Annotated in this window: 20 protein-coding genes and 1 pseudogene; 6 read left to right on the plus strand and 15 right to left on the minus strand. The window is 73.3% G+C overall.

What is annotated here, in order from left to right:
- Positions 1-10: 10 nt before the first annotated feature.
- The 3 genes from CG719_RS27095 to CG719_RS27105 form a co-directional block, all read right to left on the minus strand.
- Entirely contained in the window at positions 11-1,306 is a 1,296-nt protein-coding gene (locus CG719_RS27095) for a MalY/PatB family protein (protein ID WP_100571320.1), read from the minus strand.
- Positions 1,307-1,577: 271 nt separating this feature from the next.
- Positions 1,578-2,768: an acyl-CoA dehydrogenase family protein gene (locus CG719_RS27100; protein WP_100571321.1), complete on the minus strand. Its 1,191-nt coding sequence runs from the start codon at positions 2,766-2,768 to the stop codon at positions 1,578-1,580.
- Positions 2,765-3,949, minus strand: a complete 1,185-nt coding sequence (locus tag CG719_RS27105; RefSeq protein WP_100571322.1) for a CaiB/BaiF CoA transferase family protein — start codon at positions 3,947-3,949, stop codon at positions 2,765-2,767. Before CG719_RS27105 ends, CG719_RS27100 begins: the two co-directional genes overlap by 4 nt.
- Positions 3,950-4,088: 139 nt before the next feature.
- On the opposite strand from CG719_RS27105, the gene CG719_RS27110 reads away from it, so the two are divergent.
- Both CG719_RS27110 and CG719_RS27115 read left to right on the plus strand, forming a co-directional pair.
- Positions 4,089-5,552 carry a PucR family transcriptional regulator gene (locus CG719_RS27110; RefSeq protein WP_159024967.1) on the plus strand — a complete coding sequence of 488 codons (1,464 nt, stop codon included), beginning with the start codon at positions 4,089-4,091 and terminating at the stop codon, positions 5,550-5,552.
- Between the two features lie 154 nt (positions 5,553-5,706).
- Positions 5,707-6,522 carry an SAM-dependent methyltransferase gene (locus tag CG719_RS27115; protein ID WP_100571324.1) on the plus strand — a complete coding sequence of 272 codons (816 nt, stop codon included), beginning with the start codon at positions 5,707-5,709 and terminating at the stop codon, positions 6,520-6,522.
- A gap of 87 nt (positions 6,523-6,609) precedes the next feature.
- On the opposite strand, the gene polX is transcribed toward CG719_RS27115, so the two are convergent.
- Together polX and CG719_RS27125 are read right to left on the minus strand one after the other, a co-directional pair.
- Complete coding sequence (polX, locus tag CG719_RS27120) at positions 6,610-8,337, minus strand: DNA polymerase/3'-5' exonuclease PolX (RefSeq protein ID WP_100571325.1); 1,728 nt, start codon at positions 8,335-8,337, stop codon at positions 6,610-6,612.
- A 70-nt stretch (positions 8,338-8,407) separates the two neighbouring features.
- The gene (locus CG719_RS27125) at positions 8,408-9,148 is read right to left on the minus strand and encodes a PP2C family protein-serine/threonine phosphatase (protein WP_100571326.1); all 741 of its coding nucleotides are present in this window, start codon (positions 9,146-9,148) and stop codon (positions 8,408-8,410) included.
- 235 nt (positions 9,149-9,383) lie between these two features.
- Here CG719_RS27125 and CG719_RS27130 point away from each other — a divergent pair, with 235 nt between their 5' ends.
- Positions 9,384-10,502 carry a baeRF2 domain-containing protein gene (locus tag CG719_RS27130; protein WP_100571327.1) on the plus strand — a complete coding sequence of 373 codons (1,119 nt, stop codon included), beginning with the start codon at positions 9,384-9,386 and terminating at the stop codon, positions 10,500-10,502.
- A 12-nt stretch (positions 10,503-10,514) separates the two neighbouring features.
- On the opposite strand, the gene CG719_RS27135 is transcribed toward CG719_RS27130, so the two are convergent.
- Positions 10,515-11,096, minus strand: a complete 582-nt coding sequence (locus CG719_RS27135; protein ID WP_100571328.1) for an Rv1733c family protein — start codon at positions 11,094-11,096, stop codon at positions 10,515-10,517.
- Between the two features lie 442 nt (positions 11,097-11,538).
- Here CG719_RS27135 and CG719_RS27140 point away from each other — a divergent pair, with 442 nt between their 5' ends.
- A complete protein-coding gene (locus CG719_RS27140) occupies positions 11,539-12,438 on the plus strand; it encodes a universal stress protein (protein WP_100571329.1) in 900 nt (299 codons plus the stop codon).
- Between the two features lie 12 nt (positions 12,439-12,450).
- Here CG719_RS27140 and CG719_RS27145 read toward each other — a convergent pair whose 3' ends face one another.
- The 3 genes from CG719_RS27145 to CG719_RS27155 all read right to left on the minus strand — a co-directional run bounded on the left by CG719_RS27145 (position 12,451) and on the right by CG719_RS27155 (position 15,819).
- Entirely contained in the window at positions 12,451-13,116 is a 666-nt protein-coding gene (locus tag CG719_RS27145) for a CBS domain-containing protein (protein ID WP_234375781.1), read from the minus strand.
- Positions 13,117-13,154: 38 nt separating this feature from the next.
- Positions 13,155-13,610, minus strand: a complete 456-nt coding sequence (locus tag CG719_RS27150; RefSeq protein WP_100571330.1) for a cyclic nucleotide-binding domain-containing protein — start codon at positions 13,608-13,610, stop codon at positions 13,155-13,157.
- A gap of 415 nt (positions 13,611-14,025) precedes the next feature.
- Positions 14,026-15,819, minus strand: a complete 1,794-nt coding sequence (locus CG719_RS27155; RefSeq protein ID WP_100571331.1) for a bifunctional metallophosphatase/5'-nucleotidase — start codon at positions 15,817-15,819, stop codon at positions 14,026-14,028.
- A 438-nt stretch (positions 15,820-16,257) separates the two neighbouring features.
- Here CG719_RS27155 and CG719_RS27160 point away from each other — a divergent pair, with 438 nt between their 5' ends.
- Both CG719_RS27160 and CG719_RS27165 read left to right on the plus strand, forming a co-directional pair.
- The gene (locus tag CG719_RS27160) at positions 16,258-17,289 is read left to right on the plus strand and encodes a cytochrome c oxidase assembly protein (RefSeq protein ID WP_100571332.1); all 1,032 of its coding nucleotides are present in this window, start codon (positions 16,258-16,260) and stop codon (positions 17,287-17,289) included.
- A 207-nt stretch (positions 17,290-17,496) separates the two neighbouring features.
- Positions 17,497-17,862 (plus strand): cupin domain-containing protein, encoded by a 366-nt coding sequence (locus CG719_RS27165; protein WP_100571333.1) that lies wholly within the window; start codon positions 17,497-17,499, stop codon positions 17,860-17,862.
- On the opposite strand, the gene CG719_RS27170 is transcribed toward CG719_RS27165, so the two are convergent.
- The 6 genes and pseudogenes from CG719_RS27170 to CG719_RS36750 form a co-directional block, all read right to left on the minus strand.
- On the minus strand, positions 17,863-18,510 hold the full coding sequence (locus tag CG719_RS27170; RefSeq protein ID WP_100571334.1) for a LutC/YkgG family protein: 648 nt from the start codon (positions 18,508-18,510) through the stop codon (positions 17,863-17,865).
- Positions 18,507-20,003: a LutB/LldF family L-lactate oxidation iron-sulfur protein gene (locus CG719_RS27175; RefSeq protein ID WP_100571335.1), complete on the minus strand. Its 1,497-nt coding sequence runs from the start codon at positions 20,001-20,003 to the stop codon at positions 18,507-18,509. Before CG719_RS27175 ends, CG719_RS27170 begins: the two co-directional genes overlap by 4 nt.
- Complete coding sequence (locus CG719_RS27180) at positions 20,000-20,755, minus strand: (Fe-S)-binding protein (RefSeq protein ID WP_100571336.1); 756 nt, start codon at positions 20,753-20,755, stop codon at positions 20,000-20,002. Before CG719_RS27180 ends, CG719_RS27175 begins: the two co-directional genes overlap by 4 nt.
- A gap of 170 nt (positions 20,756-20,925) precedes the next feature.
- Positions 20,926-22,368, minus strand: a complete 1,443-nt coding sequence (locus CG719_RS27185) for a rhamnulokinase (protein WP_100571337.1) — start codon at positions 22,366-22,368, stop codon at positions 20,926-20,928.
- A gap of 8 nt (positions 22,369-22,376) precedes the next feature.
- Positions 22,377-24,416 carry a bifunctional aldolase/short-chain dehydrogenase gene (locus CG719_RS27190; RefSeq protein ID WP_100571338.1) on the minus strand — a complete coding sequence of 680 codons (2,040 nt, stop codon included), beginning with the start codon at positions 24,414-24,416 and terminating at the stop codon, positions 22,377-22,379.
- Positions 24,417-24,492: 76 nt separating this feature from the next.
- Positions 24,493-24,858, minus strand: a pseudogene (locus CG719_RS36750) (L-rhamnose isomerase); the annotation flags it as partial.

The following is a 24,858-nucleotide window of genomic DNA, read 5'->3' on the forward strand; positions in this document are numbered from 1 at the left end:
CGCCCTCGGCTCAGCCCTCCTGGACCGAAGAACCGGAGCCGCGAGCCGGGGAGGACTCCCGCCCGAGGCCGGTGACCGCGCGGCCCATGCGTGTCAGCGCTTCACGCAGGATCGTCGGTGAGGTCCCGAAGTTGAGACGTACGCAGCCCGCGCCGCCGCTGCCGAAGACGTGTCCCGAGCTGAGGGCGACACGGGCTTCGTCCAGGAACAGCCGCGCCGGTCCGGCGAGGTCGCTCACGACGCCGGGACCGTCGGTGGGACGGTCGTCGTGCAGCCCGAGGCCGGTGCAGTCCAGCCAGGCCAGATAGGTGCCCTGCGGCGGGACGTACCCCACGTCCGGGAGGTGTTCCTTCACCAGTTCGCCCAGCAGGCTCCGGTTGGCGTCGAGCCCGAGCAGCAGCTCGTCGAGCCAGTCGGCGCCGTCGCGGAACGCGGCCGTATGGGCAAGGACGCCCAGGTGGCTGGGGCCGTGGCCGACCTCTTCGGGCATCCGGCGCAGATCGTCCGCGGACTCGGTGCCGGCGACGGCCACGGCGGCCTTGAGACCGGCCAGGTTCCACGCCTTGGACGCGGAGGTCAGGGCGAATCCGTTCTCCGCGCCGGGGACGCTGAGGAAGGGCGTGAAGACGGCGCCGGGCAGCACCAGCGGGGCGTGGATCTCGTCGGAGACCACCCGGACACCGTGTCTGCGGGCGAGCGCGGCGACCGCCTCGAGTTCCGCGCGGGTGTGGACGACACCGGTCGGGTTGTGCGGGTTGCTCATCAGGAACGCGGCGCGGCGGCCGTGGCGCCGTGCGCGTATGAAGGCGTCCTCGAGGGCGGCGAGGTCGATCCGCAGGTCGGGGCCGAGACGGGCCTCGACGACCTCGCGGCCGTCGTGCGCGACGAACGCGTAGAACGGGGGATAGACGGGTGAGCAGACGACGACCGCGTCGCCGGGGTCCGTGACGAGACGGAGCACCTCGACGACGCCCAGCATCACGTCGGGCACGAGCGCCGTGTTCTCCACGCGCAGGCCGTCCCACCCCCACCGCGTGGCGGCGAAGGCGGCGAGGGCCTCGGCGTAGGCGGTGCCGTGGGGGTATCCGGTGTCCCCCAGCGCCACGGCCCGGTTCAGGACGTCGGCGACGGCGGGCGCCAGGGGGACGTCCATCTCCGCCACCCACAGCGGCAGGACGTCCTCCGGATGCGTGCGCCACTTCAGGCTGGAGCGCTGCCGCAACCGCTCCAGGGACAGCTGGACGAGCGGATCGGTACGGCCGCCGTCCCCGGGTTCGGCGGGTGCCTGGTGGGTGGACTCGCTCATGCGGTGCTCCCCTCGCCCGGCGGGCCGGGCCTCGGCGCTGCGATGTGGTCGTCCTGCTGGACGGTACCCCGGTCCCCGCGTGCCGGTCAGGAGGTCACCGGAGACCAGGTCACCGCCGTCGTCGCGGAGCCGCGCGGGTGGCTGCCGGACCGGCCGCGGGCGCGGCGGCTCCCCGCGGGCGGGGGCTGCTGGTGCGGGTGTCGGTGGGGCGGGTGTCTGTGGGTGGTGTGGCCCCCCGCCGGCTCCCCGCGGTGGGCGTCCCCGCCCGCGCTCACCGGAACGCCGACTGCCCCGTGAGCGCCTGGCCGATCACGAGCGTGTGCATCTCGACGGTGCCCTCGTAGGTCAGTACGGACTCCAGGTTGTTCATGTGCCGGATGACCGGGTATTCCAGCGAGATGCCGTTCGCCCCGAGGACCGTGCGGGCGGTGCGGCAGATGTCCAGCGCCTCGCGGACGTTGTTCAGCTTGCCGAGGCTCACCTGCTCGGGCCGCAGCGTGCCCGCGTCCTTGCGACGCCCCAGATGCAGCGCCAGCAGCACGCCCTTGGTGTACTCCAGGTACATGTCGGCCAGCTTCTGCTGGGTGAGCTGGAACGCCCCGATCGGCTTGCCGAACTGCGTCCGCTCCATCGCGTAGGACTGGGCGGCGTACAGCGAGGACCGGGCCGCGCCCATCGCTCCCCAGACGATGCCGTAGCGGGCCTCGTTGAGGCAGCTCAGCGGGCCCTTCAGACCCCGGACCTCGGGGAGCACGGCGTCCGCGGGAAGGCGTACCCCGTCCAGGACCAGCTCGCTGGTGACCGAGGCACGCAGGGACAGCTTGTGCTTGATCTCCGGGGCCGAGAAGCCCGGGGTGCCGGTGGGCACCACGAAGCCGCGCACCCCCTCGTCGGTCCGGGCCCAGACCACGGCCACGTCGGCCACGCTGCCGTTGGTGATCCACATCTTGCGGCCGTCGAGGATCCAGTCGTCGCCGTCGCGCCGCGCCCGGGTGCGCATGCTGCCGGGGTCGGAGCCGATGTCGGGCTCGGTCAGGCCGAAGCAGCCGATCGCCTCACCGGCGGCCATGGACGGCAGCCACTGCCGCTTCTGCTCCTCGGTGCCCCACTTCCAGATCGCGAACATCGCCAGCGAGCCCTGCACGGAGACCAGCGAGCGGATGCCGGAGTCGGAGGCCTCCAGTTCGAGGCAGGCCACGCCGTACTCGGTGGCCGACATGCCGGCGCAGCCGTAGCCCTCCAGGTGCATGCCGAGCACACCCAGCGCGCCGAGTTCCTTGGCCAGGCCGCGGATGTCGGGAACGGTGCCCTGCTCGAACCAGTCCGCCACGAAGGGGTCGACGCGCTGCCCGCAGAGCCGGCGCACCGAGGCAGCGACCGCCTTCTCCTCCGGGGTGAGCAGGTCGTGCAGTCCGGCGGGGTCGCGGGGGTCGAGCGGGGGCAGCTTGGCCGGTGCGTTCATGCGGTCTTCTCCTCTGGCGGTTCGGTGGGTTCCGGGCCGGTGAGCCAGCGGCGTACGTCGTCGCTGTGCTCGCCGAGACGGGGCGGTGGCCGGTAGCCGGTGACCGGGGTGGCCGAGTATGTGACGGGGTGCCGGATCTGGGGCGGGGACGACGGGCCGACCCGGACGGTCGGTTCGAGGCCGAGCGACTCGGCCAGGGCGATGCCGTCGGCGACGGTGCCGACCCGTCCGGCCGGAACACCGACCGCGGTGAACCGTCCGATCCAGGTCTCGACCGTGTCGCGCGCGAGGTGTTCCTCCAGGGCCCGGACGAGTGCGTGGCGGTTGCGCACCCGGGCCGGATTGACCGCGAAGCGTTCGTCGTCGGCCAGCTCCGGCGCGCCCAGCACCTCGGTCAGCCGGCGGAACTGCCCGTCGTTCCCGCACGCCATGGCGAGCAGGCCGTCCGCGCAGCGCAGCGTCTCGTACGGCGCGATGGACGGGTGCGCGTTGCCCATCCGTCCCGGCGCCCGGCCGGTGGTCAGATACGCCGAGGCCTGGTTCGCCAGCGAACCCAGCAGGCTGGACAGGAGGTTGACCTCCACCCGCTGGCCCCGGCCGCTTTGCTCGCGGGCCCGCAGCGCCGCCAGGATGCCGATGGTCGCGTCCTTGGCGGTCAGTACGTCGACCAGGGCCACGCCGACCTTCTGCGGGTCGCCGCCGGGGTCGCCGGTGATGCTCATCAGACCGCCGAGTGCCTGGACGAGGAAGTCGTAGCCCGCCAGCGCCGCGCCGCCGTGGCGGCCGAAGCCGGTCACCGAGCAGTACACGACGCCCGGGTTGGCGCGGCGGACGGAGTCGTAGTCGAGTCCTCGTGCGGCGAGCGCCCCGTCCTTGAAGTTCTCCACCAGGACGTCGGCCCGCTCGGCCAGCGTCCTCGCCAGCCGGAGGTCCTCGGGGTCGGACAGGTCGAGGGTCACCGACCGCTTCGAGCGGTTGGCGCACTCGAAGTAGCTGCTGGAACCGTCGGTCCACGGCGGGCCCCAGGCACGGGTGTCGTCGCCGGAGCCCGGGCGCTCCACCTTGATGACGGTGGCCCCCAGGTCCGCCAGCATCACCGAGGCCAGCGGGCCTGCCAGGACGCGGCTGAAGTCGGCGACGACCAGGCCGTGGAGCGGTGCCTCGGGCGGATCGACGGGCATGACCTCTCTCCATTCGCTCGGGACGGGACGACCGTACGGAGTCGGCGCGGATCCCTCACTGGATAAAATGCACCACGCAGGACCCGCATTGGACGGATCGCACAGGAGCACTCGTGAGGTTTCCCGCGCAGGAGCACGCGTGACGGTTCCGACGGTGGCCTCCCTGTGCCGGGCCCTCGGTACGGATCTCGCGCCGGCCGAGGGGTTCGCCGCCTCGTCGCGCGAGGTGTCCGCCGTGCACATCAGCGAACTGGCCGACCCGACCGGCTATCTGAACGGCGGGGAGCTGCTGCTGACGACGGGCCTGTCCCTGCCCCGGAACAAGCTCGGCTGCGAACGCTACGTCGGCCGCCTGGTGGAGGCGGAGCTGACCGCGCTGGCCCTCGGCCTCGGTCCGGTGCACACCGAGGTGCCCGCGCCGCTCCTGTCGGCCTGCCGCAAGCTCGGGCTGTGCCTGCTCACGGTCCCGCGGCCCACGCCGTTCCTGCGCATCACGAAGGCCTACTGGGCCGCCGTCTCCCGCACGGCCGAGCAGCACCTCAAGGACGTCCTGGCGACCCAGCGGGCGCTCGTCGACGCGGCCGCCTCCGCCGACCCGGTCGCCACGGTCCTGCACACCCTCGGCCGGTCGCTGGACGCCTGGGCGGCGGCGTACACACCGGCCGGCGAGGTCGACCAGGTGTTCCCCGCCGGAGCCGCCGAGCAGGCCGAGCGGGTACGCGCGGAGATCGTCCGGCTGGAGGGCGCCGGAGCGCACTCCGCCGCCTCGTTCGCGACCGGCTCGGGCGCGGTGATCGTCTTCCCGCTGGCCGTGCGGGAGCGCGCCGCGGGCTTCCTCGCGGTCGGCACCTCCACGCCGCTGGACCCCACCAGGCGCAGAGCCGTGCTGACGGCGTCGGCGTTGCTGAGCCTGGACGCGGTCCGCGGCGCGCGCGCCGCGTCCGTGGCCGACGAGGGGCAGCGCTGCGTCGGACTGCTGGTCGACCTCGGGCACGCGGACGCCGCGCGCAGGCTCGCGGGCGCGGTACGGGCACCGGCCCCGCCGGACCACGTACGTCTCCTCGCGATGAGGGGCCGGGCGAGCGACATCCTCGTCGGAGTGGTCCGCCGCTGGTGTCCGGAGACGGTCGCCGTCCGGACGGACGAGGGCGCGGCCTGGTTCCTGGTCCCCGCGGACCACCCCCCGACCGCCTGCCTGGAGGACGCGCTACGGCGGGCGGACGCCGCCGCCGCGGCCGTCCTGACGGAGGCGGTCCCGGTCGGACAGGTGCCATCCGTCCGCGCGGTCGCCGCCGCGACGCTGGCGGACCTCGCCCCGGGCACCCGGCTGCTCGCCCGCCCCTCCGCGGGACCGCACGACGGTGACACGACCGCGCGGCTCGCCGCCGCCTGCGACGGGCTGAGCGACGCCCTGCGCCAGGCCCTCGTCGGCTACCTGCGCCATCACGGCCAGTGGGAGGCGGCCTCCCGCGCGCTCGGCGTCCACCGCAACACGCTCCGGCACCGCGTCTCGCGCTGCCGGGCGCTGCTCGGCGTGGACCTCACCGACCCGGACGTCACCGCGGAACTCTGGCTGCTGCTGCGCCGCCGGGGCATGGCGTAGGGGACGGCGGGCGTGCCGCGCGCGGCCGTCGGGCGCCGGGGCCGCCCTTGTTCGTGAAAACCACCGGCGGAAACGCGAACTGGCGTGCGGAGAAGGGCTTTCGGAACGTAGTTTGTCGTCGGACAACCCGCGCGACGGAGAACGGACGGTACCCATGACCCACCCCGCGACGAGCCCCGACCCAGCGGCGCACCAGAAGATCGACACGACGGTGCCCCACTCGGCTCGGATCTGGAACTACTGGCTGGGTGGCAAGGACAACTACGCCGTCGACGAGGAGGCCGGCGACGCCTACACCGCCGTCTTCCCCGGCATCGTCACCATCGCCCGCAGCAGCCGCGGCTTCCTGCGCCGCAACATCACCTACCTGGTCACCGAGGCGGGCATCCGGCAGTTCCTGGACATCGGCACCGGCCTGCCGACGGCCGACAACACCCACGAGGTCGCCCAGCGCATCGCGCCCGAGTCCCGGATCGTCTACGTCGACAACGACCCGATGGTCCTCGCCCACGCCCGCGCCCTGCTCTACTCCACCGCGGAGGGGGCGACCGCCTACGTCGACGCCAACGTGCTGGACCCCGACCGCATCCTCGCGGCCGCCGCCGACACGCTGGACTTCACCCGTCCCATCGCCCTGATCCTCAGCAACATCCTCGGCCACGTGGCCGATTACGACCAGGCTCGCTCCATCGTCACCCGGCTGATGGACGCGCTGCCGTCCGGCAGCTACCTGTCCATCAACGACGGTTCGCTCGGCACCGACCCGGACTTCGAAGCGGCCCAGGAGGGCTACAACAAGAGCGGGGCCATCCCGTACAACCTGCGCACCGTCGAGCAGATGACCGCGTTCTTCGACGGGCTGGAGTTCGTGGAGCCCGGCGTCGTCTCCGTCCCGCACTGGCGTCCGGACCCCGAGGCCCCCGCCGCGGCGGCCGTCGCCGAGCACGGAGGCCTCGCGCGCAAGCCGTGACACCCGCGCGAGCCGTCCCGCGGCCGTGACCGAACCGCCGACGCGGTGCTCGGTCACGGCCGCGTGCTGGGGGGCTCCCGAACCGCCTCAGGCGGCCCCGTCCTTGCGCAGGAAGCCGCGCAGCCGCCGCAGCGGCCAGGTGTTGATCACATCGTCCGGGGTCAGCCACCCGCGCTGCGCCGTGCCGATTCCGTAGCGCAGGTAGGCGAGATGGAGGAGGGAGTGGGCGTCGGAGTCGACGGCGAACCTCACCCCGTGGCTCCTGGCCCGCAGGATGTCCTCGTCGCCCAGGTCGAGACGGTCCGGCTGGGCGTTGATCTCCAGGGCCGTGCCGGTGCGGGCGCAGGCCGCGAACACCTCGTCGAGGTCGGCGTCGATGCCGGGCCGCCTGCCGATCAGCCGGGTGGTGGGGTGCCCGATGACATGGACGTGCGGGTTCTCGCAGGCGCGTACGAGCCGCCGGGTCATCGCCCCGCGGCCGAGGCCGAAGTGGGAGTGCACCGAGGCCACGCAGAGGTCGAAGCCCGCGAGGAACTCGTCGGGCCAGTCCACCTCCCCGTCCGGGCCGATGTTGAGCTCGGTGCCGTGCAGCAGCCGCATCCGGTGGTGCCGGCCGTCCAGTGACCGCACCTGCTCGCGCTGGGCGAGGACCTTCTCCTCGGTCATGCGCTGCATGGCGAGGCCGGGCGCGTGGTCGGTGACCGCGTAGTACGCGTAGCCCCGGCCGGCGGCCGCCGCCACCATCTCCTCCAGCGGGGCGAGACCGTCGGTGAGGTCGGTGTGGGTGTGCAGGTCGCCCCTGATGTCGTCCTCCGTGACCACCTCGGGCAGTTCACCGCGCAGACCGGCCTCGATCTCGCCCCGGTCCTCGCGCAGCGTGGGCGGGATCCAGGGCAGGCCGAGCCTGGCGTACACGTCCTCCTCCGAGCGGGAGGCGACCCGTTCCCCGCTCTCGGCGTCGAACAGGCCGTACTCGGAGAGCTTCAGCCCCAGATGGACGGCGATCGTCCGGGTACGGATGTTGTGCCCCTTGGAGCCGGTGAAGTACTGCAGCGCCGCGCCCCAGGAGTCCGGCCGCACCACGCGCAGGTCGACCTGGACGCCCGTGTCGGTACGGATCGAGGTCTTCTTCGCGCCGTGCGCGATGACCTCGGCGGTCGTGGGCAGTTCGGTCAGCGCGTCCATGAAGGGCGCCGACCGCTCGGCGGCGACGAGGACGTCGATGTCCCCGACCGTCTCCCTCATGCGGCGCAGCGATCCGGCGTACGCGCACCGCGCACAGCCGGTGATCCGGGAGAGTTCGGCGACGACGTCCTCGGCGGCCTCCGTGGCGGTGCCCAGCAGGATCCGCTCGCCGGCCTGCCGCATGAGGGCGATGCCGTGCAGGATGTTCTCCTCGGTCTTCTTCCCGAAGCCCTTCAGATCGCGCAGCCTCTCCGCCTTGATCGCGTCGGCCAGTTCGGCCACCGAGGAGATGTGCAGGTCCTCGTAGAGGGTCATCGCCTTCCTGGGGCCGAGGGTGGGGATGGTGATCAACTGCCGTACCCCGGCGGGAATCCTGGCCCGCGTCTCCTCCACCACCGTGACGTTTCCGGTGCGGAGGTACTCGACGACCTTCTCGGCGATCGACCTGCCGACGCCCGGGATCTCCTTCAGACCCGCGACGTCGAGGCGGGAGACGTCGGCGGGGTGGCCGCCGATGGCACGGGCGGCCTTCTCGTAGGCGCGCGCCTTGAACGCGTCGCCTCCGGTGATGGCGATGAGGTCCGCGTACTCCTGGAGGAGCGCCTCGACCTCCTCGTTGGCCCGCACCACGTCTCACAGTCTAGGAACCGACCCCTCCGGCGGGCCAGGTGAGAGGTACGCGCCGGGACGGGCGGAGGGGTCACCGCTCCACGACCCGCACCAGGGCGAGCGTGATGTTGTCGGGACCGCCGGCGGCGATGGCGGCCTTCCACAGCTCGAAGGCGGCCCGGCCGTCGTCGAACTCCCTCAGCAGCTCGTCCAGGACGTCGTTCGGCAGCGGATCGGTCAGGCCGTCGGTGCAGATCAGGTACCGGTCGCCCGGGGCGAGGGCGCAGGCCGTCACATGCGGGGTGACGGCGTGGAACGTCCGGGCGCCGCCGAGGGCCTGGGTCAGGAGCGAGATCGTGCGCTGCCCCGGCGGGGTCGGCGGGTTGTCGTCCACGCTGACCTGGAGCAGCCCGTCCCGGGGCGCGGCGAAGACCCGGCTGTCGCCCACGTTGAACGCCAGCAGCGACCCGGGCAGCAGGACGGCGCCCGCGACGGTGGTGCCCATCGTGGCCGGTCCGTCGTTCTCCGCGGCCGTGTACACCCGGCGGTTGCAGGCGTGCAGTGCCTCGCGGACGTCGTCCTCGCCGGTCATGCCGGGCCCGGACCGCGCGAGCTGCCGGACCACCAGGGAACTGGCCACATCGCCTCCGGGCTGGCCGCCGATCCCGTCGGCGACCGCGACGACCAGGGGCGCGCCGAGCGGGAACACCAGCGTCTGCGGATTCTCGGTCACCGTGGCGCACAGGGTCCACGGCCCGGCGACCAGGCTGTCCTCGTTGTGCTCGCGGATCAGTCCCGGATGGCTCAGCGCACTGACAGCGACGTACGTCATCACAGGCCACCGCCTTCCCCTGCCCGTCGGGCGGATCGCGTGTCCGCCGCCGGGGCGGATCGCGCGCCGAGACCCATTGTCGTGTGCGCCGCCGGGCGGTGCAGCCCGAACAGCCCGAGTCCGGGGCGCCCGGCCGGCCGGAACGGTGGGAGACTGGCCGGGTGGGTGGCTGGCGAGCCGGCCGGGAGGCCGCCGTGAGCGGCTTCGGGCGGGCGCGGGGCAGTCGGGAGCGACCATGAGGCTTTCCTTTCTCGAACCTCTGTACAAGCAGTCCGGTCCGTTCGCTTCGGTGTATCTGGACACCTCCCGCGACAGCGCCGTCGCCGATCCCGACGCGGCCATAGGACTGCGGTGGCGGCACCTGCGGGACGCCCTGACGTCCGAGGGGGCGGACCGGGGCACCATCACCGCGGTGGCCGACCTCGTGGGCAGCGATATGGAGGTCCCCGGCACCCACGGGCAGGCGGTGTTCACCGCGCACGGCCACGCGGCCCTGCTGGACGAGCTGCCGGTCCCGCCCGCACGGGACACGGCGCACTTCGGAACGCTGCCGGACATCATGCCGCTGATCGCCCAGCACGCCCCCGGGATCCCGTACCTGGCGGTGCGGGTCCGCTACGGCGGACGTCACTCCACGGACGCGACGGGCACCGTGCGCGTCGACGCCGAGGCCGGCGTCTGGCCCCTGACCAAGGTCGCGCCCGGGTACCGCCTGCACGAGGAGATCCCGGCGGGCGACTGGCCGCGGGCGGCCCGGGTGATCGGCCGGGAACTGGAGGGCCACGCACGGCGCATCGACTGCGAAGCGGTGGTCGTCGCGGGAGACGCCTGGGCCCGCGGCATCCTCGTCAACCGGCTTCCCGCGCCGTTGCGCGGACATGTCACCACGGTGGAGGGCACAGGCGACGCGGTGCCGGGGCGGGCCCTGCTGGAGCAGCGGCTGGAGAGCCTGTTCAGGGGACGCATGGCCGCGCACGACCGACGCCTGCTGGACGTCTTCCTGGCCCAACGCGCCCACGGCGCGGTGACGGCCGAGGGATTGCCCGCCGCCGTGGCCGCCCTGCAACGGGGCCAGGTCAGGGCGCTGCTCCTCAACAACCACCCCGAGTCGCCGCTGCGCCTGTGGGTCGGCCCGGAACCCGGCCAACTGGCGCTCACCGAAGAGGAGTTGCGCTCCTACGGCGTCCAGGACGTACGCCGGGAGCGCGCCGACGCGGCACTGACCCGTGCGCTGGTCGGCACCCGGGCGGAACTCGTCCTGGTGCCCGAGCGGGAGGCTCGGGTGCACGAGGGCGTGGGCGTCCTGCTGCGCTGTCCGCTGCCCCGCGGCGGCCAGGACGCACCGGTGGCATGACGTCCGCGCGACTCAGCGTGCCGCGCGGCCCCACTGGGGTCCGACCTCGCGCCACTCGGCCTCCCAGGCGCGGGCACGCCGCCGGTCGAGCGCGGCGCGGGCCGCACAGCATCCGGCGCCGGCGGCACCCGCGACGGCGAGCGACACCAGCGCGCCCGTGGCCGCCGCCTGTGTCGCGGCCTGGGACGGGGTCAGGGGCGGGGGAGTGACCCGGTGGTGCTGATCGGTCCATATTCCGATCCGGTCGCCCGCTTCGAAGGTGGGCGCGACCAGGGTCCGGGCCTCGTGCCGGGTGCCGTCCGGTTCCGTCCAGCGGACGGTCCCCGAGACCCGGTCGTCCGGCGTCGTCACACTGTCGCCGCCGGGCCGGGCCGTGGCGACCAGGACGGCGGTGGCCGGGTGCCGCTCCACCTGCTGCCGGGCGAGGCCGTCCGCCGCCGCCTGGCCGACGACCACCCCCGTCAGGGGAGCGCCCACCGAGATGACGGCCCACGTGGCCAGCAGGGCCCAGCCCTCGATCACGTCCTCGCGCCGGCGCATCGGATTGCTCCGCCACCGCCACAGCGGACGCCGGCCGGGTGTGTTCGCCCTCATCGCTGCTCCCTCCGGACCTCCGACCACCACCGGGCCCTTGGGCCACCCCCGGCCCGCCGAGCGGACGGTCGCCTGAACGGCTCCCTCCACCTTCAGCCTGACATCCTTCCGGGCCGCCGTCCTGGGGCCGCCCGACGCGGGCACACCGGCCGTACGTCCCCGCCGGGGCGGGACCCCGGGCCCACCGTCCGCCGGGCCGGTCGGCCCACTCCCGCCGCGGCCCGGACGCGCGACACTGGAAGAGCGCGCGGAGCACGGAGCGCGCGGAGTACGACCCGAGACCGACACGGTCCTGGTCCCGGAGGAGAAGACGGGCACCAGGACCATCCCGGTGCGGCGCGTCCGAGCAGGGGGCGCTCCATGCCGCACCCGGGTGCGCGGCCGGTGTGGCGCCGGCCGCGCACCCGCCGGGGGACGGTGCGGGAACGAGGAGGTGACCGCCATGCTGAGACCCGTCGTGGCCGGCCTGGACGGTTCGCGCGAGAGCCTCGCCGCAGCCCACTGGGCGGCCAGGGAGGCCCTCCGGCGGGGGCTGCCGCTCCGGCTGGTGCACGCCTGGGAGGGCCTGCCCGACACCGCCGGGAGCACGGGCCTGCCCGAGGTGCGCGTGCCGCAGGCCCGTGCGCGCCGGATGCTCCGCGACACGGTCGGCGCGTTGGCCGCTTCGTACCCGCGCCTCGACCTGTCGAGCGAGCAGGTGCGCCGGCAGCCGGGTCCCGCGCTGCTCGACGAGGCGGCGCACGCCGAGCTGCTGGTCATCGGCAGCCAGGGGCTGGGCGCGGTCGGAGGCTTCGTCCTGGGCTCGGTGGCCATGGCGACCGCCGTGCACGCCGAGCGGCCCGTCGTCCTCGTACGGGCGGGGGAGACGGCGGGGAGCGAACATCTGCCGGACGTCTCCGGACACGTCTCGGCGGGGACCGCGCACCGTGACGTGGCGGTCGCCGTCGACACCGACGGCTCCTGCGACGACGTCCTGGACTTCGCCCTCCGCGCCGCCGAACTGCGCGGGGCGCCTCTGCGGGTGGTGCACGCCTGGCACGTGCCGCTGACCCACGGGCTGCCGGACGCGCGCACCCGGGCATCGTTCCGGCAGGAGGCGGAACGGGAACTGGCAGCGCTGCTGGAGCCCTGGCGGCGGAAGTTCCCCGCCGTGTACGTGGCCGCGACCCTGCACGAGGGGCGCCCGGCCCACGTTCTGCCGGGCGCCGTGAGCGGGTCGGGCCTGCTGGTGGTGGGCCGCCGCAGGCGGCACCCCGCGATCGGCGCGCACGCGGGTCCGGTGACGCACGCCCTCGTCCACCACGTCACCCGCCCGGTCGCGCTCGTGCCCCACGACGACTGAACCGGCCGGCGTTCAGCGCGGTCCGGTCACCGCCGGGCCGCTCGCGAGATCGCACTCGACGTCGACGACGCCCTCCACGGCCCGTACCAGGCGGGCGGCCACGGGCACCAGCGAGGCGTCCCGGATCCGGCCGGTGAGCGTGACCACGCCGTCGACGACGCCGACGTGGACGGGTTCGAGCGGGGCGGGGAAGAGGTGGGAGACGATCTCCCGGCGGATCTCCTCGGCCAGGTCGTCGTCCGACCGCATGAAGACCTTCAGCAGGTCGCCCCGGCTGACCATGCCCTCCAGCAGTCCCTCGCCGGTGACGACGGGCAGCCGCTTGACCCGGTGCCTTCCCATGATGCGCGCGGCCTCGGCGAGGGTGGCGTCGGAGTGGACGGTGACCGCCGGGGAGGTCATCAGCTCCCCGGCCGTCACCGCGCCCGCCTTGGCCAGGTCGGGCAGCCGGCGGAGCTGGGTGAACCGGTCGGGGTCGCTGTCGCGGAACTCCTCCTTGGGCAGCAGGTCGGCCTCGGACACGACACCGATCACGCGTCCTTCGCCCTCCAGCACCGGGAGGGCGCTGACCTTCCACTGCGCCATGAGGCCGACGATCTCCTTGAACGGGGCGTCACGTCCCACGGTCACGACCGTGTGCGTCATGACGTCGCTCACGATGTGCGGGCTGCCGTGCACGGTGTCCTCCTCGGGACGTCGGTGCGGTCGCGGCCGGTTCACCTGTCGCCGCTGCCGTAGGGGGCGTACAGGTCGAGCAGCCGGATACGGGCCGAGTGCAGCCGGTGGGCGACCACGGCGCCGACCCAGACGGCGACGGCGCGGCCGAACTCGGGATCCTCCCGGCACAGCTCGCGTACGGCCTCGGCGTCGAACTCGTACGCCCGCACCGGGCTGGTGGCCTCGGCGCCGAGCTGCCACACGTGGGGCGTGAAGTGCCAGGACCAGCCGACGAGTTCGCCGTGGCCCAGGGTCTCGATGACGGCGGCGCTGCGGCCCGGGACGTGCAGGTCCAGGGCGACGGTGCCGGTCCGGATGATCCAGAACCGGTCGGCCTGGCGGCCCTCGTGGAACAGCCGGGAGCCCAGGTCGAAGGAGGTCTCGCGGGCGAGCCGCATGAGCCGCGCACGGTGCTCGGCCGGAAGGGCCGCGGCCCGGGTGGTGGTGGAGGTCATCGCTCCGGCTCCTCTCGTTCCTGCCGACTCGCTCGGTCGGCGAGCGCGTCGTGCGGCGCGGCGGCTCCCCCCCGGCGCGGCCGATACCGACCGCGTACCGCGTACCGCGTACCGCGTGACGCACCGGCACCGGCCACGGCACCTGCTTCCGGCCAGGACCGCGGTGGAGGGGAACGTCCTGCCGCCGCGCTGCTGTCTCCAGCCTGGCCTCGTACGCCCCGCGCCGCCACGGGCCGCTCGGGCCCGCCAGGGGGCCCTTCGGCCCCAGATCCCACCCGGCGGCCCACCCGGCGGCCCACCCCGGCCCCGGCCCGGGCCGGCCGAGGCGTACGTGCTGTCTGCGGGCAAGCGTGAGGGCGGGCCCTCAGGGCCCGCCCTCGTCCGATTGCTCGGAGTGTCGTCGGTGCGACGGTGGTTACTTGACGACGGTGACGCGGTTGGCGGCCGTCGGCGTGTACGGCGCGGCGGCCGAGGTGTTCGCCGTCAGGTAGTCGACCAGGGCGGCCAGGTCGTCGCTGCCGACAAGCTGGTCGGTGCCCTTGGCGAACTCGGTGAAGCCGTCACCGCCGTCGGCCAGGAAGGAGTTCATGGCGACGCGGTAGGTGGCGTTGGGGTCGACCGGCTTGCCGTCCACCCGGATGGAGTCCTCGACGACGCGGTCGGCGCCCGTCTTGGTCAGGTCCAGGGTGTAGGTGAGGCTGCTGGAGATCTGCAGGTACTTGGGGGCGGCGGCGTTGCTGCCGCTGACCTGCTGCTTCAGCACGGTGACCAGCTGCGCGCCGGTCAGGTCCTTGAGGTTGACCGTGTTGCTGAAGGGCTGCACCGCGAAGCCCTCACCGAAGGTCACGACGCCGTCGCCCTCGTTGCCGGAGGCGGCGTAGACCAGGTCGGCGCGGATGCCGCCCGGGTTCATCAGCGCCACGGCGGCGCGGCTGTCCAGGGACTTGGCGTGCGCGAGCTGCGCGTCCGCGATCAGGTCGCCCAGCGGCGACTCGACGGCGCCGTTGCGGGTGATGTCCTTGGTGATGTAGCCGATCGGCTTGTTGGCGACCGGCGCGGCCAGGGTCTGCCAGTAGTCGAGCAGCTGCGTCAGGTCGGCCGCCTTGGACTGGGTCCGGTCGACGACGCGGTTGGAGCCCTTGACCGTGGCGCGGACGATGTCGTCGGTGCGCGGGTCGTACTTCATGTTCAGCTCGGTGAAGAGCCGGCCGTAGGAGGCGGCGCTGGTCACCAGGCGCGGGTGGCCCGCCGGGTCCGGGATGGAGCAGACGTACGCGTTGTGGGTGTGGCCGGTGACGAGGGCGTCGACCTCCGGCGCGACCTTCTTGGCGATGTCCACGATCGGACCGCTCAGACCGGTGCCGCCGCCCGCGTCGCAGTCGTAGTTGTACGCCGAGGAAGCCGGGAACCCGCCCTCGTGGACGAGCGCGACGATCGCGTGGATGCCCTGCTGCTGGAGTTCCTTGGTGTACTTGTTGATCGTCTCGGCCTCGTCGAGGAACTTCAGTCCCTTGACGCCCGCGGCCGTGACGACGTCCGGGGTGCCCTTGAGGGTGACGCCGATGAAGCCGACCTTCGCGCCCTTGACGTTCTGGACGACGTACGGCTTGAGAAGCGGCTTGCCGGTCTTCTCGTTGATCACGTTGGCCGACAGGATCGGGTAGTCGGCACCCGCGAACTTGCGCCCCTTGGCGTAGCAGCCGTCGACCGGGTGGCAGCCGCCGTTCTGGAGGCGGAGCAGCTCGTCCTTGCCCTCGTCGAACTCGTGGTTGCCCACGCCCGTGACGTCGAGGCCGAGCTTGTTCATCGCCTCGACGGTCGGCTCGTCGTGGAAGAGGCCGGACAGCAGCGGGCTGGCGCCGACGATGTCGCCGGCGGCGACGGTCAGCGACCGGTCGTGGCCCTTGCGCGCGGTGCGCAGGCTGCTCGCCAGGTACTCCACGCCGCCGGCGTCGATGTCCTTCGTGGTGCCGTCGGCCTGCCGCTCGGTGACCCGGCCGGAGGAGCCGGCCGGCGGCTCCAGGTTGCCGTGGAAGTCGTTGATGGCGAGGAGCTGGAGGTCCTTCAGCGGGGCCGAGTTGGCGTCGGGCCCGGCCTGCGCGGGGTTCGCCGCGATGAGGGCGCCGGCGGTGGCCAGCGTGGCGGCCGCGGCGAGAGCCGCGACGACGACTCTTCGGGGAGCCGGGCGGCGGGAGTGGGTAGGCGACATGGTGCCTTCCTGGGTGGGACGGGGGAAAGTGGGGGCAGCTGGCGGAAGCCTAGATTCAACGCGCGTAGTTGTCAGGAACTTTGCGGTTACGGACAGGTTTCCATCCGGGAGATCTTCGTTGTTCAGGGCGATTTTGACCGTTTCGCGCGGACGTCCGAAGCCGTCGTACCGGTAAGGCCGCGGTGAGGAATCCGTGAGAAGTTGCTGCCGACAGGAACGCGAGGATACCCGCGGGTGCACTGCCCTCGGCCCTGGGGGGTCCTCGGGGCCCCGGCTCCCGGCCGGTCCGCCTCGCTGACCGGCCGTTTCCGTGGGCGCCGCGCCCCGCGAGCGCGACGCGCCGGACACCCGCACCCCGCCGCCCCGGCCGCGGCCGCCGGCCGCTACCGTCCGCTGGGGACATGAACCGACTCGTCCCCTGTGGGCGAATGGAGAAGGATGCGCATGATTCCTGACGCGGTGACCGAACTGTCGGCCGGGCAGCTCGCCGAGCCGACGCTCGGCCGGCTGCTGTCCTCGTGGCAGGCCGACGTCCCGGCGCTGGTCGTGGTGGCCGTCCTGGGCGGACTGTACGGCTGGGGCGTGCTGCGGCTGCGGCGGCAGGGCCGGAGCTGGTCGCCCGCCCGTACCGCCGCCTTCGCGCTGCTCGGACTGGGCACGCTGGTGGTGGCCACGATGTCGGCGCTGGCCGTGTACGACCACGTCCTGTTCTGGCCCGCCGCCGTGCAGAACATCCTGCTCGACCTGGTCGCGCCCCTCGGCCTGGCCCTCGGCGACCCGCTGCGGCTCGCGGTGGAGGCGCTGCCGGAGGACAGGGCGGAGCGGGTCCGGCGGGCGATGACCGGCCGGGTGGTGCGCCTGCTCACCTTTCCCCTGGTCAGCACGGCCCTCGTACTCGCCACCGAGCTCGTCGTCTACTTCACGCCGTACTTCGCCACCGCGCTGCGCGTCGGCTGGCTGCACGAGCTGATGTACCTCCATCTGCTCGTCGCGGGCTGCCTGTTCGTCGTCCCGATGCTCACCCACGAGCAGGCGCTGCCGTCCTGGTGCACGCATCCCGTGCGGGCCGCGCTGGTGTTCCTGGACGGCATCGTCGACGCGGTGCCGGGAGTCGTGGTGATGACCCACGGAACACTGATCGCGGGTGCCTGGTACCAGCAGCACGCGCCCGCCTGGGCCACCGACGTCCACCACGACCAGCAGATCGGCGGCGGCGCGATGCTCAGCATCGCCGAACTGGTCGCGCTCCCCTTCATCCTGGCGATCCTGGCGCAGTGGGCGCGCGCCGAACGCGTCCAGAACGCCGCCCTCGACCGCCGCCTCGACCAGGAACTCGTCCGCGTCGCCGTCCCGCCCCGCTCACCCGGCGAGCAGGCCCCGGCATCCGCTCCCGTACGCGTCCGTCCCTGGTGGGAAACCGAGCAGAACGAGGTGGCGAGCAGAATCCGCCGCAACCACGGCACCGACTGAACTCCGGCCCCGCCCGGGCATGTTGGGGCACCGGTGGCCGGAACCGTCCGGGCGCCGGCCGGCCCTTGGAGGTTGAATGGCGGGAGTCCGTCCCCAGGGAGACGATGAGAGCGAGGGGCTCGGTCCCCGCCGGTGGCGTGTGCGTGTGCGTGGGGACGGAGGCCGGCCCCGGTCGCAGGCATCACGGCCGGAAGGGAGATCACCGTCATGCTGGAAGTGAAGACGGTCGAGAAGCCGGACGAGCGGCGTGACTTCCCACGGGGGCACCTCGAAGCCGTCCACCTCACGGGACTCGACTTCGCCGTGGCCACGTTCGAACCGGGCTGGCGCTGGTCCGAGTCGGTCGGCCCGATCACCGGGACGCGAAGCTGCCTGGTCCACCACGACTGCTATGTCGTCCAGGGCCGTATGCGTCTGGCCATGGACGACGGCGGAGAGGCCGAGGTGGGGCCCGGCGACGTCTTCGTCTGCTCGGCGGGACACGACGCCTGGGTCGTGGGCGACGAGCAGGTCGTGCTGTACGACTTCGCGGGCGTCATGGCACGGCAGTACGCGAAGCCGGGCGGGAGGTAGTCACTTCCCGCTCACCAGCACCACCTCCAGGGTGCGCGGCCCGTGTACGCCCTCCACCCGGTCCAGTTCGATGTCGCTGGTGGCGGAAGGGCCGGAGATCCAGGTCAGCGGGCGGGTCGGGTCGAGCCGGTCCAGTGCCTGCGGCACGGAGGACACGACCTGGTCCGGGACGCGCACCACGCAGATGTGGTGGTCGGGGACGAGTGTGATCCGGCGGCGGCCCTGGTCGGGGGAGCCGTCCAGGACGAGGGTGCCGGTCTCGGCGACGGCGAGCGCGCAGCCGGTGACGACGCTGTCGACCCGGTCGAGTTCACGCGCGGTGGCGTCCGGCCGGTCCGTGACCCGGGTGACCCCGACGACGGCCGGCCAGTCCTCTTCGAGCCCGGGCGGCACGAGGACGGTCTTCGAGCCCCGCTCGCCGAGCAGGTGGGCGATCAGCCGGGGCAGCGCGTCGGCGTCGCAGCGGTGCACGATCGCCCGGTAGTCGGCCAGGTTCTCGGCGAGCAGGTCCACCGTCTCATCGGTGCCGCGCTCGCCGTGCTGCCGCAGATAGTCGCGGGACACCGCCCGCTCGTACGGCACGTCGTCCGGCGGTACGTCCGCGAGGGCGCGCCGTACCCGGCCCAGGATCCGGTCCCGGCTGTTCACTTCGCTGCCTCCCTGCCCTCGTGCGTGCGCTGCCACCAGTCGCGGAACGGTTCCACCGGCACCGGCGGCAGATCACGGGTCCCGGTCCAGGCCCGGCCGGGGCCGGGCAGGGCGCGGGGGTGGAAGCGGCGGGTGCGGGACGCGAGCCGCTGCCCGCCGCGCAGGGCGCCGGGGCGGGTCAGGGCCCAGCGGGCCGCGCGCATCGCCGCGCGCTCGGCGGCGTGCCCCTTGGCCGGCTTGAGGAGCACCTTGTTGCCCGCCCGCGTCACCGGGCCACCCTCGACGACGCGTTCGCGCAGGTGGACCAGCACCTCGGGGATGTCGATGGCGACCGGGCACACCTCGTAGCAGGCGCCGCACAGCGACGACGCGTACGGCAGGGAGGCGTCGATCTCGCTCGTGGTGCCACGTAGTTGGGGGCTGAGGATGGCGCCGATCGGGCCCGGGTAGACCGAGCCGTACGCGTGCCCGCCGGCCCGCTCGTAGACCGGGCAGACGTTCAGGCACGCCGAGCAGCGGATGCACCGCAGGGCCTGGCGGCCGACCTCGTCGGCGAGGGTGTCGGTGCGGCCGTTGTCCAGCAGCACCAGATGGAAGGTCTCCGGCCCGTCGCCGTCGGTGGTGCCGGTCCACATGGACGTGTACGGGTTCATCCGCTCGGCCGTCGAGGAGCGGGGGAGTGTCTGGAGGAAGACTTCCAGGTCGCGCCAGGTGGGGACGATCTTCTCGATGCCGACGACCGAGATCAGCGTCTCGGGCAGGGTCAGGCACATCCGCCCGTTGCCCTCGGACTCGACCACGACCAGCGTGCCCGTCTCGGCGACGACGAAGTTGGCGCCGGAGATGCCGACCTTGGCCCGCAGGAACTTCTCCCGCAGGTGCAGCCGGGCGGCCTCGGCGAGTTCGGCGGGCGCGTCCGTCAGCCCCTCGGGGGCCGGGCGGCCCCACTCGCCCATCTCGGAGCGGAAGATGTCCCGGATCTCGCCGCGGTTGCGGTGGATCGCGGGCACCAGGATGTGGGAGGGCCGGTCGTGGCCCAGCTGCACGATCAGCTCGGCGAGATCGGTCTCGTAGGCCCGGATGCCCTCCGCCTCGAGTGCCTCGTTGAGGCCGATCTCCTGGGTGGCCATCGACTTGACCTTGACGACCTCGCGCTCGCCCGTCGCCTTGACCAGCGAGGCCACGATCCGGTTGGCCTCCTCGGCGTCGGCGGCCCAGTGGACGGTGCCGCCCGCGGCGGTGACCGCCTCCTCCACCCGCACCAGATACCGGTCCAGATGGCGCAGGGTGTGGTCCTTGATCTGCCGCCCCGCCGCCCGCAGCGCCGCCCAGTCCGGCATCTCCGCCACGGCCGCGGCCCGCTTGGCGCGGATGGTGTGCGTGGCGTGGCGCAGATTGCCGCGCAGGGTGGTGTCGCGCACGGCGTCGTGCGCGGCCCGGGGAAAGGGCGGGAACACCGGGGAGCCGGGCATGCCCAGGAACGTCGCGCTCATGCCGCGGCCTCCTCCTCCGTGCCGGCCAGGATCTCCGCGATGTGCACCGGCCGCATCCGCGTCCCGAGGCGGGCCATCGTGCCGCCGAGGTGCATCAGGCACGAGTTGTCGCCCGCGCACAGCACCTCCGCGCCCGTCGACTCGGCGTTGCGCACCTTGTCCGCGCCCATCGCCGCCGAGACATCGGGGTTCTTCACCGCGAAGGTGCCGCCGAAACCGCAGCACTCCTCGGCCCCGGGCAGCTCCACCAGCTCCAGCCCCTTCACCGCCCGCAGCAGCCGCAGCGGACGGTCGCCCAGGCCCAGACCGCGCAGCCCGTGGCAGGTCGGGTGATAGGTCACCGTGTGCGGGTAGTACGCGCCCACGTCCGTCACCCCCAGCACGTCCACCAGGAACTCGGTCAGCTCGTACGTCCTCGGCACCACCGGGGCCAGGGTGGCCGCGAGCCCGTCGCCGCGCCCCTCAGTCCGTGCGCGGGCGCCCATGCGCGGATACAGCTCCCGCACCATCGCGCCGCAGGAACCGGACGGTGTCACGATCGCCTCGTAGTCCCGGAAGACCTCCGCGAAGCGCCGGGCCAGCGGCTCGGCCTCGTGCCGGTAGCCGGTGTTGTAGTGCGCCTGCCCGCAGCAGGTCTGGGCCATCGGGAAGTCCACCTCGACACCCAGCCTGGTCAGGAGCTTCACCGTCGCGCGCCCGGTGTCCGGATAGAGCGTGTCGTTGACGCAGGTCAGGAACAGAGCGACACGCATCGCGGCTCCTCGTCGTCGGTCGTCGGACGGGTGTCGGGGGCACCGCCCACACGCGCTCAGCGTAGTGGCGGAGCAATCGGGCGCGGGGTCCGGCGGGAGATCCCGGCCTCCGGCGTGGCGGAGACCGCGAGCCCCCGGCCCGGCGAGGCACCGGCTCATGGGGCGACGGCTCACGGGGTGACGGCGGTGAGCCGGGCCTCGGCCGCGCGCCAGGCCGCCGCGTCGCCGCCCGGCTCGTACCGCACGAGCGGCTGCGTCCGGGCGAGCAGGGCCCGCATTCCGGCCCGGTCGCCGACGAGCCCGTGCGCGCGGGCCTGCACCAGGACGTTGCCGAGGGCCGCCGCCTCGGCCGGCCCGGCGACCACGGGCAGCCCGCAGGCGTCCGCGGTCAGTCCGCACAGCAGGGCGTTGCGGGCGCCCCCGCCCACGAGGTGCACGACGTCGACGGGGTGGTCGGCGAGCCGCTCGGCCTCCGCGACCGCCCTGCGGTGGGCGAGGGCGAGGGAGTCGAGGACGCAGCGGGTGATCTCGGCGCGGGAGCCGGGCACCGGCTGGCCCGAGGCCTCGCAGGCCGCCGCGATCCGCTCCGGCATCCGGTCCGGCGCGAGGAAGGCCGTGTCGCCCGCGTCGATGACCGACCGGAGCGCGGGCACCTCGGCGGCCTCCCGCAGCAGCTCGTCCAGGTCCGGGTCGCCCCAGGCCCGCAGGCACTCCTGGAGCAGCCACAGCCCCATGATGTTGCGCAGGTAGCGGACCGTTCCGTCGAGCCCCAGCTCGTTGGTGAAGTTGGCGGCGCGGCTGTCCTCGGTGAGCACCGGAGCGTCCAGCTCCAGACCGGCCAGCGACCAGGTGCCCGTGCAGATGTACGCGAACCGTTCCCCGGAGGCGGGCACGGCGGCCACCGCGGACGCCGTGTCGTGCGAGGCGACGGTCGTCACCGGCACCGGCCCGCGCAGCCCGGTCTCCCGCAGCACCTCGGGCCGCAGCACACCCGCCGGATCCCCGGGGCGGCGCAGCGGCGCGAACAGGTCCAGGTCGACACCCAGCCGGGCCGCGACCTCGTACGACCAGTCGTGCGTGCGCGGGTCGACGAGCTGGGTGGTCGAGGCGTTGGTGAGTTCGGTGCCCTGCTCGCCCGTGAGCCAGTACGCCAGCAGGTCGGGGATCAACAACAGGCGCCGCGCGGAGGAGAGTTGGGGAGAGGAGCGGGAGGCCGCCAGTTGGTACAGCGTGTTGAAGGGCGCGTACTGGATGCCGGTCGCCGCGTACAGCTCGGCGGCCGGCACCGTCGCCCACACCTTCCGCGCCACGCCCTCGGTGCGCGCGTCGCGGTAGTGGACGGGGTTGCCGAGCAGGGCGCCGTCCGCGTCGAGCAGTCCGTAGTCCACGGCCCAGCCGTCGATGCCGACGGAATCCACCCGCCCCGCCGCCCTCAGCCCGTCGAGCACTCCGGCGTACAGGGCGAGCACGTCCCAGCGCAGCCCCTCGGGAAGCCGTGCCGGCCGGTTGGGGAAGCGGTGCGCCTCGGTCAGCGCCAGCCGGTCGTGGCCGACCCGCCCGACCATGACCCGGCCGCTGGACGCGCCGAGGTCGACGGCGGCGTACGCCCTCACGTCCGGGCTCATCGCAGGAAGGCGGCCGCGACACCGGCGTCGACGGGGACGTGCAGCCCCGTGGTGTGGGTCAGCTCCCCGCCGGTCAGCGCGAAGACGGCGTTCGCCACGTGCTCGGGCAGCACCTCCCGCTTCAGCAGCGTCCGCCCGGCGTAGAACTCGCCGAGCTTGTCCTCCGGCACTCCGTACACGGCGGCCCGTTGCGCGCCCCAGCCGCCCGCGAAGATCCCGGAGCCGCGGACGACTCCGTCCGGGTTGACCCCGTTGACCCGGATCCCGTGTTCGCCCAACTCGGCTGCCAGCAGCCGTACCTGATGCGCCTGGTCGGCCTTGGTGGCCGAGTAGGCGATGTTGTGGGGCCCGGCGAACACGGCGTTCTTGGAAGCGATGTAGACGATGTCTCCGCCCAGCCCCTGGGCGATCATCACCCGCGCCGCCTCCCGCGAGACCAGGAACGACCCGCGCGCCATGATGGCGTGCTGGCGGTCCCAGTCCTCGGCCGAGGTCTCCAGCAGCGGCTTGGAGATCGAGATGCCGGCGTTGTTGACGACCAGGTCCACCCCGCCGAAGGCGAGCAGGGCGGCCTCGAAGGCATCCGCGATCTGCTCCTCGTCCGTCACGTCCACCGGAACGGCGACCGCCTTGTCGGGCCCGCCGAGTTCCCCGGCGACGGCGGCGGCGCTCCGGCCGTTCATATCGGCGACGACGACGCACGCGCCCTCGTCGGCGAGCCGTCGCGCGATGGCCCTGCCGATGCCGCTGCCCGCGCCGGTGACGAGCGCGACGCGTGCCGCGAGCGGCTTCGGCGCGGGCATCCGCCGGAGCTTGGCCTCCTCCAGCTCCCAGTACTCGATGCGGAACTTCTCCGACTCCTCGATCGGCGAGTACGTCGACACGGCCTCCGCGCCCCGCATGACGTTGATCGCGTTGACGTAGAACTCGCCGGCCACCCGGGCCGTCTGCTTGTCCTTGCCGAAGGAGAACATGCCGACGCCCGGCACGAGAACGATCGCCGGGTCCGCGCCGCGCATCGCGGGGGAGTCGGGCCGGGCGTGCCTTCGGTAGTAGGCGGTGTACTGCTCGCGGTACTCGGCGTGCAGCTCCTTCAGCCGGGCGATCGCCTGCTCCGGCGGAGCCGTCGGCGGCAGGTCGAGCACGAGCGGCCGGACCTTGGTCCGCAGGAAGTGGTCGGGGCAGGAGGTGCCGAGCGCGGCGAGCCGCGGATGCCCGGCACGGGAGAGGAAGTCCAGTACCACGGGAGCGTCGCTGAAGTGCCCGACCTGCGCCCTGTCCTGGGAGGCGATCGCGCGCACGTACGGCGCGACGGCCGCGGCCCGCTTCCGCCGCTCACTCTCGGGCAGCGCCTCGTACCCCTCGACGACCGCCCCGAACGGCTCGGGCCTCCCGCGTTCGGCGAGGAAGGCCTCGGCGGCGCGGATGATGTGCAGCGAGTTGCGCTCGCACTCCTCGGAGTCCGCGCCCCACGCGGTGATCCCGTGCCCGCCGAGCACGCAGCCGATCGCCTGCGGATGGGCCTCCCTGACCGCGGCGATGTCCAGCCCGAGCTGGAATCCGGGCCGCCGCCAGGGCACCCACACCACACGGTCCCCGAAGCACTCGGCGGTCAGCTTCTCCCCGTCGGCGGCGCAGGCGAGCGCGATACCGGAGTCGGGGTGCAGATGGTCCACGTGCGGGGCGCCGACCAGCCCGTGCATGGCGGTGTCGATGGAGGGCGCCGCTCCCCCCTTGCCGTGCAGGCAGTAGTCGAACGCGGCGACCATCTCGTCCTCGCGCTCGACACCGGGGTAGACACCGGCGAGCGCCCTCAGCCGGTCCAGCCGCAGCACGGCGAGGCCGGCCTCGGTGAGTGTCCCGAGGTCGCCTCCGGAGCCCTTCACCCACATCAGCTCGACGTCGTCGCCGGTGACGGGATCGGTGCCGACGCCCTTCGCGGACGCGTTGCCGCCCGCGTAGTTGGTGTTGCGCGGATCGGCACCCAGCCGGTGGGACCGGGACAGAAGGGCGGAGGCTTCAGGGTGAAGTGGCATGGGGTTCCCTTCAGGAGAGGGGCGTGCGGGGGAGGGGGGAGGGAAGTACGCGAAAGGGCATGGGCGCTTCCCGGAACTAAGCTCCCCACCCCGCCTGTTGACCGCCGACCCGCTCGGCGGCGATCTTCTCCGCCCACCCCGACCGGCGGTACGCCGCGAGCGGATCGGGATCCAGCCCCATCTCCTCCCGCACCTCACGCAGCAACGGCCGGACATCCGTGTTGTACGCGTCCATCAACACCGCGTTGGCCTCCAGCACGTCCCCAGAGACCTGCGCGGCGGCCAGCGCCTCGCGGTCCGTCAACAGGGCCTTTGCCGTGGCCTCCTGGACGTTCATCACCGACCGGATGATCGCCGGGATCTTCGCCTCGATGTTGTGGCACTGGTCGAGCATGAACGCGACCCCGGACGTCAGTCCGCCCCCGCGCACCACCTCGTACAT

The sequence above is a fragment of the Streptomyces sp. CB01373 genome (genome assembly GCF_002803075.1).
Taxonomy (GTDB): Bacteria; Actinomycetota; Actinomycetes; order Streptomycetales; family Streptomycetaceae; genus Streptomyces.